Here is a 17,142-nt window from a genome sequence, read left to right as displayed (position 1 = left end):
ATGATCAATGCAGTAGGAAGAGAAATCCCGGAAGAGGTATTAAAGGCAACCGGTAAGGAAGCGTTCAAGGGCGCTTACGCTTACGATAATCACGAGTATAAGAAAGCAGCTCCGAAGGCTCATGCCATGATGGATCCGAACAGAAGCAAGATCGTGGAGAACATTCATGAGGCACTGGTGAAATGTGAGATCAAGGACGGCATGACCATTTCCTTCCACCATCACTTCCGTGAGGGTGACTATATAGTAAACATGGTTATGGAAGAAATCCACAAGATGGGCATTAAAGATATCACCATCTGTGCAAGTTCTCTTGGTAAGGCACACGATCCGATCGTTCCGATGATCGAGGACGGTACTGTAACCGGTATTCGGTCTTCCGGTGTTCGCGGCAAGATCGGTGAAGCAATCTCAGCAGGCAAGTTAAAGAACCTGGCAGTGATGTGCTCTCACGGCGGCCGTGTCAGAGCTGTTGAGTCCGGTGAGGTTCATATCGACATCGCGTTTATCGGCGCACCGACCTGTGATGAATATGGAAACTTAAGAGCTAATGGCGGAAAGAGCGACTGTGGTGTGCTGTCTTACGCAATGGCAGATGCGCAGTATGCAGATCGTGTGGTGGCCATTACTGATTGCCTGGTTCCATTCCCGAACATCCCGGCAAGCATCTCCATGACCCAGGTAGATTTCGTCTGCGTCGTAGATGAGATCGGTAATCCGGCAAAGATCGCAACCGGTGCGGCAAAACCGACCACCGATATGAGAAAACTGAGAATGGCAGATTACTGCACCCAGTTCGTAATCCGTACCCCGTACTTTAAGAACGGTTTCTCCTATCAGACTGGTGTAGGCGGCGCATCCATTGCATCCACCATTTCACTGGCAGACGAGATGGAGAAACGCGGCATCCGCATGAGTTTTGGCGTTGGCGGACTGACCAAACCGATGGCAGATCTTCTGGAGCGTGACCTGGTTGATGTTCTGGTAGATACCCAGGACTTTGATCTGGGTGCGGTAGAGTCTATTAAAAAACATCCGGACCGCCATATCGAAATCAGTGCATCTGAGTATGCCAATCCGTTCAATAAGGGAGCTTATGTGAACAAGCTTGATTTTGTCATTCTGGCCGCACTGGAAGTGGATGTAAACTTCAACTGTAACGTAGTGGTAGGCTCTGACGGTATTATTACCGGAGCACAGGGCGGACATCCGGATACTGCAGCAGGCGCAAAATGCACGATTGTGATTGCACCGCTTCTGCAGGGAAGAATTCCGGCTATCTGCACGAATGTGACCACCGTGACAACACCTGGAGAAACCGTAGACGTTGTGATCACCGATTATGGCATTGCCATCAATCCACGCAGACAAGACCTCATCGAATGCATGAAGAGCAGCGGACTGCCAATCTGCACCATTGAGGAACTCCGGGACCAGGCCTATGCCATTACAGGTGCACCGGATCCGGTACAGTTTGGTGATAAAGTAGTTGGAATCATAGAAGCCCGGGATGGCAGTATTATGGATGTAGTGCGAGAGGTCAGGGAGTATTCATTTGATTGATTCTGAATGATACAGCAGATGAGATAAAATAAAAAACAATAGGGGGTAACGAAATGTTAGCATTAATTGGGTTTGCACTGATGATCATTCTGATGTTTGCATTGATCAAGGAAAAGATGGCGCCGCCTCTGGCATTTATTTTACTGCCGCTGATCGCGGCTGCACTGGCCGGATTCGGCCTGGAGGAGATTGCCGGATTTATTAAGACCGGTATGAATACGATGTTAAGTACCGCGATTCTGTTCATTTTCTCCATTTCTTATTTTACCATGATGTCGGATGCGGGATTATTTGATCCGATCATCAATTTCCTGATCAAACGGGCCGGAAAAAATGTAGCAACCATTTTTGTTGCGATTGTTCTGACCACATTTGTTGCGCATCTGGATGGTTCCGGCGCAACCACATTCCTGATTGTGGTTCCTGCATTTCTTCCGATCTGTAAGCGTATGGGAGTTCGTCCGCAGGCGTTGCTTGCTGCAATGTGTGGTGCTTACGGTGTTATGAATCTGGTGCCGTGGGGTGGTCCGACCATGCGTGCCGCAAGTGTGGTAGGTGTAGAGGCCGGAGACCTGTATGGATTTATGATTCCAGGTGTTGTATGTCTGGTAATTGCAGCGTTCGCTATTGCGATTGTAGTTTCCATGATTGAGAAAAAGAATGGTGCAGAGGCAGGCGCTCATGCGCAGGCCACAGATGATGCGAACGCAGAGAAAAAAGAAACAAAGAAGGGCGTCTATTATTTTAACTTGGTTCTTACCCTGGTTATGCTGGTTCTGTTATTCCGTGACCTTCCGGTTCCGCTGTATTCCATTTTCATGGTAGCATTTGCCATCGGACTGATCGTAAACTTCCCGAACGCAAAGCAGCAGAATAAGAAAATTAAAGAGTACGGTACCAATGCCATGGTTATGACTATGACACTGTTTTCAGTAGGTATCTTCATGGGTGTTATCAAAGATTCCGGAATGGTTGAGGCTATGGCCAATGCCATTGTAGGTGTACTTCCGGCAGCCATTGCTCCGCATATGCACTGGTTTATGTGCCTCTTCTCCGTACCGCTTCTGATGATCCTTGGTACCGATGCATTTTACTATGCACTGCTTCCGATCATCATCGGTGTGGTAGAGCCGTTTGGTGTAACACCTGAGACGGTAGCAGCAGCCTTTCTTTTGACTGCAACTCTGGGAACACCGATCAGTCCGTCTGTAGCAGCAACGTATGTAGGACTTGGCCTTGCAGATGTATCCATTGGTGAGCATATCAAGTACTCTCTGAGACTGGTATGGCCGGCAAGTATTGCAGTACTGATTATGGCTACCCTGATCGGTGTAATCAAATTCTAAAAATCCAATCAATCATTTCTGCCAAAGCAGAGACCTGTGCGAAAACAAGCAGGTCTCTGTTTTTTTTGATTCTCAAGCATCAGGGGAGCAGCACAAAAACATCAGCGCATATCCTGCCTATATGGAACTGGAAAGCAGCGCATCCAGAAATAGTTTTACCTGCGGGAGCTGTGCATACTGGTCTTTATACAGGACATAGGTTTTTCGTACGAAAGGAGTTCCGTCTTCCAGATAAAGATCTTCTATATATCCATTAAAATCATCCAGACAGATGCGGGGAAGGATGCACCAGCCAAGGCCATACCGCGCCATTTCTTTGCAGGTATCAATGCTGTCGATCCACATATGCGGACGAATTTGGGCAAGATCATGTGCAGTCAGCCACCGGTCAATCCGGGAGGATAAGTCTGAATCTGTGTGGCGCCCAATGTAGGAATATTCGCTTAAAGGCCGTCCCTGATTTTCTTTGCTGCAGATTAAGCACATCGGTTCAGAAGAGATGAGCTGGCTGGTTTCATCCCAGACATACTGTCCGCGCATGATCGCAATGGCAATTTCATCCCGGTTTAATAATTGGAAGAGATGTTTGCTCTGTCCGGTTGTAATCTGTACGTCAACGAGCGGATACTGGTCGGTATAAGCTTTCAGGATTTTTGGAAGCCGGTAGTGAGCGAAATTTAAAGAAGAACCAAGACGGAGTGTACCGCAGATCTGATCCTGACAGACCGATACCTGTTCTTTTAGTTTTCGGCTGTTGGCCAGGATTTCAGAAGCATAGGGAAGAATCTGTTCTCCCGCCGGGGTAAACAAAATTCCTTTTTTGGAGCGAAGAAACAGCGTGCATTGCAGTTCTTCTTCCATTTTCTGAATTCGCTTGGTGATGGCGGGCTGGGTCATGTATAGTTCCTGCGCTGTTTTTGTGATGTTTTTTGTTCTATTTAAGTCTAAAAGCAGTTCGTAGTCTTTTTCATCCATGGTGCGTGCCCCCTTCAAAACATTCCAATAAGTTATTAATATTGATAAAATTATACCATTATACTTTATAATAAACAAGCTGTATAGTAAAGATAACAAGAAATCAGGGGGAAACAGGAAAGGAGTTGTAAAAAGTATACAGATTAATATCCCTGATTTTACATGTTTCGAGAAGATAAACTATTGTATAAAGGAGAGATGGCATATGGGTTTACAGGTAATTGCGCTATTGTTTCTGATTGGAGCAATTGCTCTTGGATTTGCTAAAAAAATGAACGTTGGTGTTGTGTGTCTGGGGCTTGCCCTGATTCTTGGTAAACTGGGTGGTATGGGTGCCGGGGATATCTACAAAGGATTTCCGTATAAGTTATTTGCTACATTATTGGGAACCATGTTGTTTTTCAGCCTGCTTCAGCAGAATGGCACATTAGAGAAAATATCAAAGCGTCTGATCAGTATTTGCGGAAAGAATACCTTTCTGGTACCGGTTATTGTATATGTGGTTAGTTTTGTTTTGTCCGCTGCTGGACCTGGCGCAATTAGCGTGCAGTCTGTAACTGTTATTTTTGCAGTGTCTCTTGCAGTACAGATGAAAGTCAGCCCGGTCTTAATGGGAGTTATGGCAATTCTTGGTGCAGTAGGCGGAACTGCATCTCCGATCGCGCTGACCGGAATTATCGTGGGGGATCTTTTGACAGAGATGGGCATTGAAGGTCTCGGAACTCCTATTTTTATCGGAGTTTCAGTTTCCAATCTGATTTGTGCAATTGCGGTATATGTTGTTCTTGGCGGTTATAAGTTTCGCGCAGCTGAAGCTGGTGGCCAGCAGGAAAAGGAGGCTTTTGATCGAAGCCAGATGATTAGTTTGGTGGCCCTTTTGGTCATGGTGGTTCTTGTTGTCGGATTTTCTTATGATGTTGGCTTGATCTGCTTTACCCTGTCTCTGGTGCTGATGCTGACCAAAGCAGCAAATGAAAAGGCAGCGTTAAAAATGATTCCGTGGAGTGTGTTAATTCTGATCGCTGGTGTCAATGTGCTGATGAATATTACGCAAAAACTGGGAGGAATTGATTTATTGGCTTCCATTCTAGCTTCATTCATGTCTACGAGAACAGCTGCCCCGATCATGGGATTTACTGGAGGTCTGATGTCCTGGTTCTCTAGTGCAAATGGTGTAGTATTCCCAACTCTGATCCCAACAGTACCGGAGATCGCACAGCAGGTCGGCGGTGCTTCTATCGTCCAGATGGTAAGCGCGATCGTGTGCAGTGCAACGGTAGCAGGTATCAGCCCGCTTTCAACAGGAGGCAGCCTGATCATGGCAAGCTATGCGCAGGAAACAGGCTGTGATGAGAAAGAACAGCAGAAGATGTTTGGAACCTTGTTTGCAATTTCAGCGAGTGTCGTAGCAATTGTATTCGTGCTGAGTTTAACGGGTGTACTTGGATTTATTGGTTAAAGCAGGGAGGAAAATAAGAATGTATGCATATATTGGTTGCCGTACCACAAAAGAACGGAATGCCCGGGGAAAAGGAATCCGCGTATATGAGATAAATAATGGAGCATGGGAGTTAAAGCAGATTGCAAAAGGGCAGGTGAACCCGTCCTATCTGTGTCTGAATGAAAAGCAGGATCGTCTGTATGCGATTCATGGGGACTTTTCGGAAGTCAGCGCTTACAAAGTAGCAGAGGATGGAACGCTTACCTATCAGAATACAACAGAAACCCATGGTACGAATCCGGTGCATCTGACCATTGACCGGACGGGAAAATGGCTGTTTGTGGCAAACTTGCAGACAGGCGGCGTTTCTGTGATTCCAGTCGAGGAAGATGGATCTCTCGGAAAGATTAAGGAACTGAAATTCATTTCCGGAAACGGCGGACCAGGCTATATTTCCCATCCGCACCAGGTGTGTCAGGATCGGAGCGGAAAATGGCTTCTGGTTCCATCGCAGGGACGTCTGCAGGGAGTTGGTAAAATAACGGTCTTTCGGATTGACTCTGAGCATGGTAATCTGAAAGAGACCTCGATGGTAAAAGGAAGAAGCGGATCTGAACCAAGACATTGTGTATTTCATCCGAATAATCGTTTCTGCTATTGCCTGAATGAAAAAGACAGCACTGTTACCTGTTACTACTTTGATGAAGAAACCGGCACTCTGGATCCAAAGCAGATCTTGACCACCTTGCCGGAAGATTTTCCGGGAGACGGCTGGGCAAGTGCCATTGAGATCGGAATTGACGGAACATACCTGTATCTGTCGAACCGGAAACATGACAGTGTGACCGTGTTTGGACTGGATCAGGAAAATGGCCATATGACTTATCTCCAGAATATCAAGACAAAGGGGGAACAGCCGCGTTTTATTACCATCAATCCGGACGGAACGATGCTTCTTGCGGCGAATGAGCTGACGGATACCATTTGCTGCATGGACATTGATCCGGAGACTGGACTGTTAGCCTACAGCGGAACCGAGATCGCGGCAGAAAGCCCGGTCTGTGTGGTGTTTAAAACAAAATAGAAATGAACATGAAGAGAAGGACAGCCCTAATTGCTTGTCCTTCTTTTTTCTTTAACGTTATAGCATAGACAAAGTGGCATGATATTTATACAAAACCATGCATTTTACTTATAAGAACCCATGCGTTATAATCAAACCAGAACAACGAGAGGGGAGCACACATGGGAACACTGACAAAAAAAGAACAATCTACTCGTCCGCCGAAGAAACTCATCGAACGTTTGAGGGCATTTACCACTCCGGAACTCTGCGATGGAGCGGGGCTTTACCACTCCATGGATTACCAGATTAAGCCCTGGATCGGCAGAACCAAAATTGTCGGACCGGCGGTTACGGTGGATGTGCCCAGCGGCGAGGGAGACATCGTTGCGGACGCAATTCTGGAACTGGAAGAGGGCGATGTGCTGGTCGTTGCAGGAAAAGGTAACTGTGACTGTTCCTACTGGGGCGATCACCGGAGCATTTGCGCGGCTATGATGAAGGCAGAGGGCGTGGTGATCGATGGCGCGTTCCGGGATCTGGAAGGCTGCGAAGAGTCAGGCTTTCCGGTCTATGCGAAGGGCCTTACCTGCGGTACGGCAGCCAAGAGCGGCGCGGGAGCCATCAATGTTCCGGTCAGCTGCGGCGGTGTCTGTGTAAGACCGGGGGATATTGTAATCGGTGATGTCAATGGTGTCTGTGTGCTTACCCTGGAGGAGGCGGAGGGCGTCATTGAGCGGGCACTGAAAAAAATAGAAAAGCAGAAATATACGCTCGCAGAGATGAAGCGTACCGGTCAGGTTTATACGAAACTGTTAAAAAAATAGAGAACAAGGAGAGTATTCACATGGGCATGAACATTACAAAGAAAATCTTATCCGCACATCTTGCGGCACCGTCCGAAATGAAGCCGGGCGAGGAGATTCTGTTGAAGGTAGACCAGACTCTGACCCACGATATCAACGCAGTTATGACGTATCTCGCGTTTGAGCAGGTTGGACTGGACCGGGTCCGCACCGAGTGCAGTGTCAGCTACCTGGATCACAATCTGTTATATCTGGACAACAAAACTCCGGATGACCATATTTACTTACAGTCTGTTGCAAAACGCTATGGCGTTCATGTTTCCAGACCGGGCAATGGTATCTGCCACGCAGTGCAGGTGGCTCGTTTTGGTGCTCCGGGCAAGCTCTTAATGGGCGGCGACAGCCATACTCCCCACGGCGGTTCCATCGGTATGCTGTGTATCGGCGTTGGCGGCATGGATGTGGCAACGGCCATGACCGGTGTCCCGATGCGCCTGAAAATGCCGCAGATCATCAAAGTCAACTTAACCGGACATTTACAGCCAGGCTGCAACGCGAAGGAAGTTATTCTGGAAATGCTGCGTCGTGTCGGCATCAAGGGCGGTCTCGGAAAGGTCTTTGAGTATGTGGGCCCGGGCGCAGCCACCTTAAGCGTGTCTGAGCGTGCCAGCATCACCAACATGGGCGCGGAGATGGGAGCAACCACTTCCATTTTCCCGGCAGACGAGCAGGTGAGAAAATTCCTGAAAGCAGAGAAGAGAGAAGAAGACTTCACGGAAATCTTACCGGATGCGGATGCGGAATACGACGGCGAGATGGAGCTGAATTTAAGCGAACTGGTTCCGTTATGTGCCTGCCCGCATCAGCCGGACAATGTGATTCCGTTAAAAGATGTAGAGAAAAAGAAAGTACAGCAGGTTTTCATCGGAAGCTGCACCAATGCCAGCTATTCCGATATCGCGAAGGCAGCTCTGGTGTTCAAGGGAAGACATGTAAGTGAGGATGTGAGCTGTACCTGCGCGATCTCTTCCAAACAAATTTACAAGCTTCTGATGCGTGATGGCTATATTGATATGTTGTTAGATGCCGGCGTAAGACTTCTGGAAATTGCCTGTGGACCGTGCTGCGCCATTGGCCAGTCTCCGGCAACCAAGGGTGTGGCGGTGCGTACTTCCAACCGTAACTTCAAGGGCCGTGCAGGCAACCCGACCGCGGAAATTTATCTGGTAAGCCCGGAAAGTGCTGCGGCTACCGCCATCACCGGAACCTTTGCAAGTGCGGAGGATATCCTTGGCAGTGACCTGTCCGTTCTGACAGAAGTAAAAGAACCGGAGGAGTTCCCGGTAGATGATTCCATGATCATTGAGCCGCTTCCGGAGGAAGAAGCAAAGAAGGTCGAGATCGTGCGCGGACCGAACATCCAGCCGCTTCCGATCCCGGACGCGCCGGAGCAGCATTTAAAGGCACAGATCAGCTTAAAGACTGTGGACAATATCACCACGGATGATATTACCCCGGCCAGCGCGGAGTTCTCCAGCATGCGTTCCAACATCCCGCTGATGAGCCAGTACTGTTACCACCGTTATGATCCGGAGTTTGCAGCCCGCGCCAAAGCCATGGGTAAGAGCATCATCATTGGAGGCGAGAACTACGGCCAGGGTTCTTCCCGTGAGCATGCAGCCATCAACCCGATGTACCTGGGCGTGAAGATGGTTGTTGCGAAGAGTATTGCCCGTATCCACAAAGGAAATTTGATCAATCACGGTATCATTCCGATGGTATTTGCGGATCCGGCTGATTATGACAAGCTGGATCTCTTGGATGAGCTGGAGGTAGAGGACCTTCTGGACCAGATGAAGACCCGGGAAGTAGAAATCAAAGATCTGACCAAGAGTATTTCCTTCAAGGCAAAGCTGGAGCTTTCCGACAATGAACTGGAGGTTATTCTTTCCGGAGGTCAGCTGCGTCACCTGCAGAAGCAGTTAAAAGAAATGGAGGAGAAATAAGATGAGAACATTTAAAACTGTATTTATGCGCGGCGGCACCAGCAAGGGCTGCATGTTCCATAAAGAGGACCTTCCAGAGAACCGGGAGGAGTGGGACAGCATTTTCCTTCAGACCATGGGCAACCCGGATCCGAAGCAGATCGATGGCATGGGCGGAACCGTCTCTTCCAATAATAAGATCGTCATTGTGTGGAAAAGTGAGGAGCCTGGCATCGATGTGGAGTATCTGGTAGGCCAGGTTATTGTCGGCAAGAGCCAGGTGGATTATAAATCCAACTGCGGCAACATGACTGCTGCAGTTGGCCCCTATGCGGTAGAGGAGGGACTGGTGTCCATCACTGAGCCAGTGACCACGGTTCATATGTTAAACCGCAATACCGACAAATACATCGATGTGACGGTCCCGATCGATCCGGAGACAAAGACCTTTGCACAGAAGGGAAATTGTGCGATTGCCGGTGTAGACGGAACAGCTGCGGAGCTGAACGTGAAGTTTTTAAATCCTGCAGGAGCAAAAACCGGTAAACTGCTTCCAACTGGAACTTGTGTGGAAACATTAGATATTCCTGGATTTGGCCCAATCGAGGCAACGATTTTGGATGTATCCAATCCAATGGTTCTGGTAAAGGCAGAAGATATCGGTATGACAGGAACAGAGCTTCCGGAAGAAGTGAATGGAAATAAAGAGGTATCTGACCTGTTAGAAAAGATTCGTGGTGTTGCGTGCTGCAAAATGGGATTTGCAAAAGATTTAAAAGATGCTACAGAAAACAGCCCGGCGGTACCGAAGGTTGGATTTGTGACTGTTCCGAAGTCTTATACTGACATTTCCGGAGCAGAGGTCCATGCAGAAGATATGGATGTATGTGCAAGAGTGATTTCTGTATTTAAGTGCCATAAAGCGTGTCCTTTGACTTCTGCAAGTGCAATCAGTGTAGCAGCAGCGATGAAGGGGTCTGTGGTAGAAAAAGTACTCCTCAGCACTGGCACTACAGAACGTGTGCGCATTGGACATCCGAGTGGAATCATGACCATGGTTCCGGAACTGAAAGAGGAAAACGGAGAACTGAAATTGCCGAGTGTAGGTGTTCAGAGAACTGCACGTCGTATTATGGATGGAACTCTGTATATCCGAAAATAGAAATTGTTAGCTTTTCCAGATAAATGAAAATGCCGCAAAATGTGCAAAATAGCATTTTGCGGCAGCTTTTTAACCAAAATTGGAGGATGAGGAAATGGTAACCTTAACAAATCATGGAGTTATGCTTTCTGCTGATGGCAGTTTTTCTGCAACAGAAGATGCAGCATTGCAGGCCGAAGGAAAAACGAAGACGATGGCTTACCAGGTATTAAAATCACATAATCACAGTGATAATATGGATCAGCTTCAATTGAAGTTTGATGCATTAGTATCGCCGGATAACAACTATGTAAACATTCTGCAGACAGCAAGAGCGAGCGGGATTAAAAGGTTCCCAGTGCCGTATGTATTATCAAACTGCCACCATACGTTCTGTGCGGTGGGGGGAACGATCAATGAGGATGATCATGTATTCGGCCTTGGAAACGCGAAAAAATATGGCGGTATTTTTGTCCCGCCATACCGGGCGGTGCTTCATCAGTATATGCGTGAGATGATGGCAGGCGGCGGCAGAATGATCCTTGGTTCGGACAGTCATTCCCGCTATGGTGCACTTGGCACAATGGGAATTGGAGAAGGCGGCGGTGAAGTAGCGAAACAACTGCTTGGCCGTACTTATGATATTGCTTATCCGCCGGTTCTGGCTGTGAAGCTCACCGGAACGCCAAGACCTGGTGTAGGACCGCAGGATGTAGCGCTTGCCCTGATTGCGGCAACCTTCCAGAATAACTTTAATAAGAATAAGGTATTGGAGTTTGTCGGAGACGGGGTATTCAATCTGAGCATGGAATACCGAATGGGAATTGATGTCATGACAACCGAGAGTGCAGCACTTTCCAGTATCTGGTGTACTGATGAAAAGACAGAAGAATTTCTGGTAGGTCACGGACGCGGTGACGCTTACCGCAAAATGCAGCCGGAGACAGGGGCGTACTATGATGGACTGATCGAGATTGATCTTTCCAGTGTAGAATGTATGATTGCACTGCCGTTCCATCCGAGCAATGCAATGCCGATCCGTGAATTTAAGGAGCGGATGCCGGAAGTGATCCGTGAAGTGGAAGAAGCCGGAAACAAGATCAAAGGAAAGCACGGAGAACCGTTTTCCATTCAGTCCCATATGCGGGACGGAGCGTTTTATGTAGATCAGGCACTGGTCAGCGGATGCAGTGGTGGTTTGTTTGAAAACATCGTTGCCATGGCAGATATTTTAAAAGGTTATGGAATTCCGGGAAGTGGCCTGAATCTTGGCATCAACCCAGCCAGCCTTCCTGTTATGGCAGATCTGATGGAACAGGGGATTGCCGGAGAGCTTGCAGTTTCCGGGGCAACCTTACGCCCCTGCATCTGTGGTCCGTGCTTCGGAGTTACGGATGTTCCGGCCAACAATCAGGTCAGCATTCGCCATATGACCCGAAATTACCCAAACCGGGAAGGTTCGAAACCTGGTCAGGGACAGATGGCCTGCTCCTGCCTGATGGATGCCCGTTCCATTGCAGCTACGGTAAGAAACGGCGGAAAACTGACGGCAGCAACCGATCTGGATGTAGAATACAGAACTCTGAAGCACCATTTCGATGCAAAAATTTATGAGAATCAGGTATTTAACAATTTCGAAAAGGGTGACGATAACGTAGAACTGACGATGGGGCCAAATATCGCAGACTGGCCGAAGATGCAGCCATTGACAAAGCATTTACTGTTAAAGACAGCAGGCTCTTATCATGGTTCGGTTACTACCGATGAACTGATTCCGTCCGGTGAGGCGTCATCGTTCCGGTCAAATCCGGAAAAAATTTCGGAATATACCATGATCAGCCGTGATCCGGATTATGTAGGGCGTGCGAAAGCAATCCGGTCACTGGAAACAAAGCGGAGAGAACAGTTTGCAAGCGGACAGGCACGTCCAGTGCAGACAGGAGATGCGGAATTTGATGCTCTGCTTGAAAAACTCACAAAAACAGTCGGCTGCCCGGCTCCGGACATTACCTTTGGAGGCTTGATGGTCAGTGACAAGATTGGAGATGGATCTTCCAGAGAACAGGCAGCAAGCTCTCAGAAAGTTTTGGGCGGATTTGCGAATCTGGCAAATGAATACGCAACCAAGCGCTACCGTTCCAATCTGATCAACTGGGGGCTTCTCCCTCTGCGAACAGAAGAAAAGCTGGAAATCCCGGTTGGAAGCTATCTGCTCGTCCGGGATGTTGAACAGGTCATTTCGGAATGCAAAAATACGGTAAAGGTGCAGCTGTTGGATGCGGTAACCGGCGATGTAAAAAAAGAAATTTCCTGTACATTAGATACTTTAACAGAGGATGAGAGAAAAATTTTGTTATCCGGCTGTCTGATCAATTATTACCGAAGCTAAGCAAACATTGCGAAAATCTAAAAAAATAGATATAATATAGCCGATAAGACAGGGAAGAACCTTGTACGTCAGGAGGAATTGTATGGATTTTCGCGAAATGCTCTATATCACAACGGTTGCGGATTGCCGCAGTATCACGGCTGCGGCACGCAAGCTTTATATATCACAGCCTTCCCTGAGCCACATTGTCTCTAAGGTAGAGCAGGATGTTGGCGTGAAATTATTCGATCGTGGAACTTCGCCTCTCACGATCACATATGCTGGAGAGAAATATGTGGAGACAGCAAGAAAGATTCTGCTCATGAGTGATAATCTGCGAAAGGAATTGATCGATGCAGGACTTGGTGAGAAAGGCCGCATTAATTTTGGTATGCCAACCGAACGGGCTGGTTATATGCTTCCTGCAGTAATACCGGAATTTAAGAAGCAGTATCCTGAAATTGAATTGCAGGTGATGGAGGCAAAGTCCGATGAACTTCTTCAGGCAATTCTGCGGGATGATATCAGCTTTTATGTAATTCCACGCAGCCAGGGAGAACTTCCGGTCGGACTGAAAGCAGAACCTATTTATCGGGAGCAGCTTCTGCTGGTGGCGGAAGAAAGTATGCTTACAGAAGACATGTTTCTGGATGAGTCATGTGTGTCGAATCTGACAGAAGGTAAGAGGAAAAACAGGTGTGTGAATCTGAGTAAAATGTCAAGCCTTCCATTTGTTATGTTGAAAAAAGGTCATGCAATCCGTAAAAAGACAGATCTTGTGTTGCGGCAATATGGCATTGATCCGAAGATTATGATAGAACTATCCAGTTGTATTTCAGCAGTTCAACTGGCCGCAGCGGGATTGGGAGTGGCAATTGTTCCGCAACGGGCAATTGATGCGCTTGGGGGAATGGAGCGTTTCAATTGTTATGATTTCTCAGTGACACCAGAATTCTGGAGTGTCAATGCAGTGTACAAGGAGGATATGTATCTCGGGCGGGCAGAGCGTTTCCTGATCGATCTGATGAAACAAAAATTCAATTTATAAGATGATCTGAATGGAACAGGAGGCTAATCATTCGTTTGATTAGCCTCCTGTTTGACTGTAATTCGATATTTTGTTATTTGTACAGTGCCATAAGCCGTTCCTGCACGGTTGCTTTTCTATCGGAATCTAATATCTGCTGGAACCGGCAGTTACAACACGGGAACCGCCTTCGGTTCTGGTTTCCTGTGTGGTCTGGCTGTTTGGTTTTTTGTTCTGGTTATTTGCCTCATCACCAATGGTGAAGGAGTTTGCGGTATCCACATGGGGGGTACAGGTTCCGTTTGCATTGAAGGTGTAGGAAATACCGTTGATGGTGCGGGTGGTTCCTGCATACATGACACCGGTAGACGGATCAAAGTAGTAGGTGTTTCCGTTGACATTCTGGAAACCGGTCTGCATCTTGCCGTCGGTTCCGAATAAGTACCAGCTGTCTCCGATTGGCATAGCCACGTTCAGTGCGCATTTGCCGGATTCCGGATAGAAGTAGTAGCGGGAGCCGGAGATAGTTCTCCAGCCGGTCCACAGGGAGCCATCATCACTCATATAATAGTAATCCTGATCCAGATGGAGCCAGCCTGTTACAAGGCTGCCATCGGAGAGCGCATAGTAATATTTGTCGGAAGCGGTGTCGTGGATCAGGCCGTTGGCCAGGGAACCGTCTGCCTGATAGTAGTAAAGCTTTCCGTTAGCTTTGGTCACTCCGGCTGCATAGGCGGTCATGCAGCTTCCAAACAGCATGGTTCCTGCAAGCCCTGCAAAGAGTGCTGCTTTTATCTTGTGATTCTTTCTCATCTTTAGAAAACCTCCAGATTGTTCTTCTTTTTTACTATTTATTATAAACCCTGGAACTGTTCCAGGGTCAAGGGCTTTGATGTACACTTTTATCTCATTTTTTTTGATGATGATTTCAGATATAAGTCTTTTTTTGTGTTCTTGTGAGAATGCAGAAATCATGATAAGATAAAAAAATAAATGGAGAGAAGGCGGGGGTTTCAATCATGAATTATTCAGATTTGATCATTTTCATTATGGAAATGATGGGGACGGTGGCGTTTGCCGCATCGGGTGCCATGCTTGGTATCCGTAAAAAAATGGACCTCTTCGGGGTCTGTGTTCTTGGAGTGACAACTTCAGTAGGGGGCGGAGCAATCCGTGATGTGACGCTTGGTATCATTCCTCCGGGAATGTTCCGCAGGCCGATTTATACCATTGTGGCTGTGATGGTTTCACTGGGACTGTTTGCTCTTCTTTATATCCGGAGAAATCTTCTGGACGGGCGTATCGGACAGCTTTACGATCTGCTGATGAATATTTCTGACGCGATCGGTCTCGGAATTTTTACGGTGGTCGGCATTAATACAGCCTGGAATGCCGGGTATCATCAATTGTTTTTGCTGGTGTTTGTCGGCGTGATCACCGGAGTGGGCGGAGGTCTGCTGAGAGATGTGATGGCGCAGGAGAAACCGTATATTCTGACAAAGCATATTTATGCCTGCGCTTCCATCATCGGAGCCCTGGTGTGTGTCTATACAAAAAGTACACTTGGAAATCTGACGGCTATGATGGTGGGGGCCTCTGCGGTCGTGATCGTGCGTTTTCTGGCTATGCATTATCGGTGGAATCTGCCGCGGATTGAATAAAGGTTATGATATTTATATACCATTATGCTGAAAAAGGGACATGTGATTCGAAAAAACAGACCTGATGCTGCGCCGGTATGGAAATTTGCCGTAATCCTTCTGCCAATATGTTTTTGCTGCATTGATATCTCTGTCATGTTCTGCACCACAACTTGGGCAGATCCAACTCCTTACTGACAAATCTTTTGTATTTTTATTTTGATACTAATATTTTTTCCTTGAAAATTTCAAAAGTAAATGGTAAGAGGTTAATGGCCTGAATGTTTGTGCTGATATTATGAGGCTCATGGTGAAATGCTTTTTACTATAGAAAAACCATATGGATGCTATACCAGATTATGTATTTTACTTAAAGAAATGTATGCCATATAATTATAACTAACAAATATATCGCATTTCCTCTCGTTCTGGCAGTCAAATTGACGGGTGCTCCAAGACCAGGTGTTGGTCCTCAAGATATTGCGCTTGCTTTGATTGCGGCAACGTTTCAAAATGATTTTTATTAAGAATAAGATTTTATAATTTGTTGGAGATGGTATTTCCAATATAAGTATGGAATACCGGATGGCGATTGATGTAATGACCACAGAAAGCGCCGCGCTGTACAGTGTCTGGTGTACAGATGAAAAGACGGAGAGTTTTCTGCTGAGCTCGGTCGGAAGGAACAGAGTATGAAAAAAATACAACGACTTGTCATAATATTTTTGCTAATGTTTAAAATCGGCGCATTTACATTTGGCGGTGGTTGGAGCATTATTGCACAAATGCAGGCAGAATTTGTAGATCGGAGAGGATGGATGACAGAAGAACAGATTGCAGATTATATGTCTTTGGCAAAATCATTTCCAGGAATTATGATCATTAATATGTCTGTTTTTTGCGGTTTTGCAATGAATGGTGTCAGTGGTGCAGTGGCAGCGGCTTTTGGTCTGTCTGCCCCCGCGTTGCTTGCGATTGCGGTTGTTACGTATTTCTATGCATCTCTTCGTGATAATATCTATGTAATAAAAATTTTAAATGGTGTGCGAAGTGTAGTAGTTCCGATTATCATAAGTGCCTGTCTGCGCCTGAAAAAAACAGCAATCCACAGTAAGGTATCATGGCTGCTTGTTTTTGCTTCATTCATTTTATGCGTTATGACTGGAATTAACAAGCTGTTGCTTGTAGCAGTTTCACTGATTCTAGGTATGCTCATTTGGAAGGGGAAAAATGATGGAACTGTATCTTGAACTGTTTCTTTCATTTATGAGAATAGGATTCTGTAGTTTTGGCGGAACAACGATGGTACCAGTCATTAATGATGAGGTTTTATCGCATGGCTGGATGACTGCAGCGGAAGTAATTGATATTGTTGCAGTGGCAGAAATGACACCAGGGTCTTTAGGGATAAACTGCGCAACCTTTGTTGGTTTGCGAACTGCTGGAATTCCAGGAGCGCTGTCTGCAAGTTTTGGAGTTATGATGCCATCCCTTACATTGAGCATGGCTGCTGCAGGATTTATCTTTCAATTAAATGGAAATCCATGGTTGGAGAGCGCGTTACGGGGCGTGCGTCCTGTAAGTCTTGGTATGCTGGCGGCGGCAGCAGTGACGCTTGGAATAACAACTTACTGGAGAGAAGCCGGAAGCATGTGGTTTTCTACCATTCATTGGAATCAGATATTAATTGCACTGGTTTCATTATATTTACTGCTTCAAAAAAATATATCCATTCCTAAGACAATATTGATTGCGGCAATATTAGGGCTTCTCATCGGTTGATGAGA

At 46.8% G+C, this 17,142-nt stretch carries 16 protein-coding genes; 13 read left to right on the top strand and 3 right to left on the bottom strand.

Annotation, left to right across the window (positions count from 1 at the left end):
- Both citF and DWY84_RS08190 read left to right on the top strand, forming a co-directional pair.
- Window positions 1-1,563: a citrate lyase subunit alpha gene (gene citF, locus DWY84_RS08195; RefSeq protein ID WP_118532214.1), complete on the top strand. Its 1,563-nt coding sequence runs from the start codon at window positions 1-3 to the stop codon at window positions 1,561-1,563.
- Between the two features lie 53 nt (window positions 1,564-1,616).
- A complete protein-coding gene (locus DWY84_RS08190; RefSeq protein ID WP_118532212.1) occupies window positions 1,617-2,909 on the top strand; it encodes a citrate:proton symporter in 1,293 nt (430 codons plus the stop codon).
- A gap of 117 nt (window positions 2,910-3,026) precedes the next feature.
- On the opposite strand, the gene DWY84_RS08185 is transcribed toward DWY84_RS08190, so the two are convergent.
- Window positions 3,027-3,884 (bottom strand): LysR family transcriptional regulator, encoded by an 858-nt coding sequence (locus tag DWY84_RS08185; RefSeq protein WP_118532210.1) that lies wholly within the window; start codon window positions 3,882-3,884, stop codon window positions 3,027-3,029.
- 205 nt (window positions 3,885-4,089) lie between these two features.
- On the opposite strand from DWY84_RS08185, the gene DWY84_RS08180 reads away from it, so the two are divergent.
- The 7 genes from DWY84_RS08180 (at window position 4,090) to DWY84_RS08150 (ending at window position 13,736) form a co-directional block, all read left to right on the top strand.
- Window positions 4,090-5,343, top strand: a complete 1,254-nt coding sequence (locus DWY84_RS08180; RefSeq protein ID WP_118532209.1) for an SLC13 family permease — start codon at window positions 4,090-4,092, stop codon at window positions 5,341-5,343.
- A 19-nt stretch (window positions 5,344-5,362) separates the two neighbouring features.
- Entirely contained in the window at window positions 5,363-6,409 is a 1,047-nt protein-coding gene (locus tag DWY84_RS08175) for a lactonase family protein (RefSeq protein WP_118532207.1), read from the top strand.
- Between the two features lie 161 nt (window positions 6,410-6,570).
- A complete protein-coding gene (locus DWY84_RS08170) occupies window positions 6,571-7,215 on the top strand; it encodes an RraA family protein (RefSeq protein WP_118532205.1) in 645 nt (214 codons plus the stop codon).
- A 20-nt stretch (window positions 7,216-7,235) separates the two neighbouring features.
- Window positions 7,236-9,200, top strand: a complete 1,965-nt coding sequence (locus DWY84_RS08165; RefSeq protein WP_118532203.1) for an aconitate hydratase — start codon at window positions 7,236-7,238, stop codon at window positions 9,198-9,200.
- A gap of 1 nt (window position 9,201) precedes the next feature.
- On the top strand, window positions 9,202-10,341 hold the full coding sequence (locus tag DWY84_RS08160) for a PrpF domain-containing protein (protein WP_118532201.1): 1,140 nt from the start codon (window positions 9,202-9,204) through the stop codon (window positions 10,339-10,341).
- A gap of 94 nt (window positions 10,342-10,435) precedes the next feature.
- A complete protein-coding gene (locus DWY84_RS08155) occupies window positions 10,436-12,709 on the top strand; it encodes a hydratase (protein ID WP_118532199.1) in 2,274 nt (757 codons plus the stop codon).
- An 82-nt stretch (window positions 12,710-12,791) separates the two neighbouring features.
- Entirely contained in the window at window positions 12,792-13,736 is a 945-nt protein-coding gene (locus DWY84_RS08150) for a LysR family transcriptional regulator (RefSeq protein WP_118532197.1), read from the top strand.
- Window positions 13,737-13,862: 126 nt separating this feature from the next.
- Here the strand turns inward: DWY84_RS08150 and DWY84_RS08145 are convergent, their stop codons facing one another.
- Complete coding sequence (locus DWY84_RS08145) at window positions 13,863-14,528, bottom strand: hypothetical protein (protein ID WP_178716671.1); 666 nt, start codon at window positions 14,526-14,528, stop codon at window positions 13,863-13,865.
- 206 nt (window positions 14,529-14,734) lie between these two features.
- Between DWY84_RS08145 and DWY84_RS08140 the strand changes: the two genes are divergently transcribed.
- Window positions 14,735-15,376: a TRIC cation channel family protein gene (locus DWY84_RS08140; protein WP_118532193.1), complete on the top strand. Its 642-nt coding sequence runs from the start codon at window positions 14,735-14,737 to the stop codon at window positions 15,374-15,376.
- 12 nt (window positions 15,377-15,388) lie between these two features.
- Here DWY84_RS08140 and DWY84_RS17565 read toward each other — a convergent pair whose 3' ends face one another.
- Window positions 15,389-15,556 (bottom strand): zinc ribbon domain-containing protein, encoded by a 168-nt coding sequence (locus DWY84_RS17565; protein ID WP_347560780.1) that lies wholly within the window; start codon window positions 15,554-15,556, stop codon window positions 15,389-15,391.
- Between the two features lie 372 nt (window positions 15,557-15,928).
- On the opposite strand from DWY84_RS17565, the gene DWY84_RS18065 reads away from it, so the two are divergent.
- The 3 genes from DWY84_RS18065 to DWY84_RS08120 are packed head-to-tail and all read left to right on the top strand — an operon-like array spanning window position 15,929 to window position 17,137.
- A complete protein-coding gene (locus DWY84_RS18065; RefSeq protein WP_347560779.1) occupies window positions 15,929-16,051 on the top strand; it encodes a hypothetical protein in 123 nt (40 codons plus the stop codon).
- Window positions 16,048-16,605 (top strand): chromate transporter, encoded by a 558-nt coding sequence (locus tag DWY84_RS08125; protein ID WP_243024795.1) that lies wholly within the window; start codon window positions 16,048-16,050, stop codon window positions 16,603-16,605. Before DWY84_RS18065 ends, DWY84_RS08125 begins: the two co-directional genes overlap by 4 nt.
- On the top strand, window positions 16,586-17,137 hold the full coding sequence (locus DWY84_RS08120) for a chromate transporter (RefSeq protein WP_118532191.1): 552 nt from the start codon (window positions 16,586-16,588) through the stop codon (window positions 17,135-17,137). The genes DWY84_RS08125 and DWY84_RS08120 overlap by 20 nt, the downstream gene beginning before the upstream one ends.
- Window positions 17,138-17,142 lie beyond the last annotated feature (5 nt).

The sequence above is a fragment of the Clostridium sp. AF27-2AA genome, assembly GCF_003478505.1.
Classification (GTDB): domain Bacteria; phylum Bacillota; class Clostridia; order Lachnospirales; family Lachnospiraceae; genus Brotaphodocola.
This window is presented reverse-complemented; position numbering and strand designations above follow the sequence as displayed.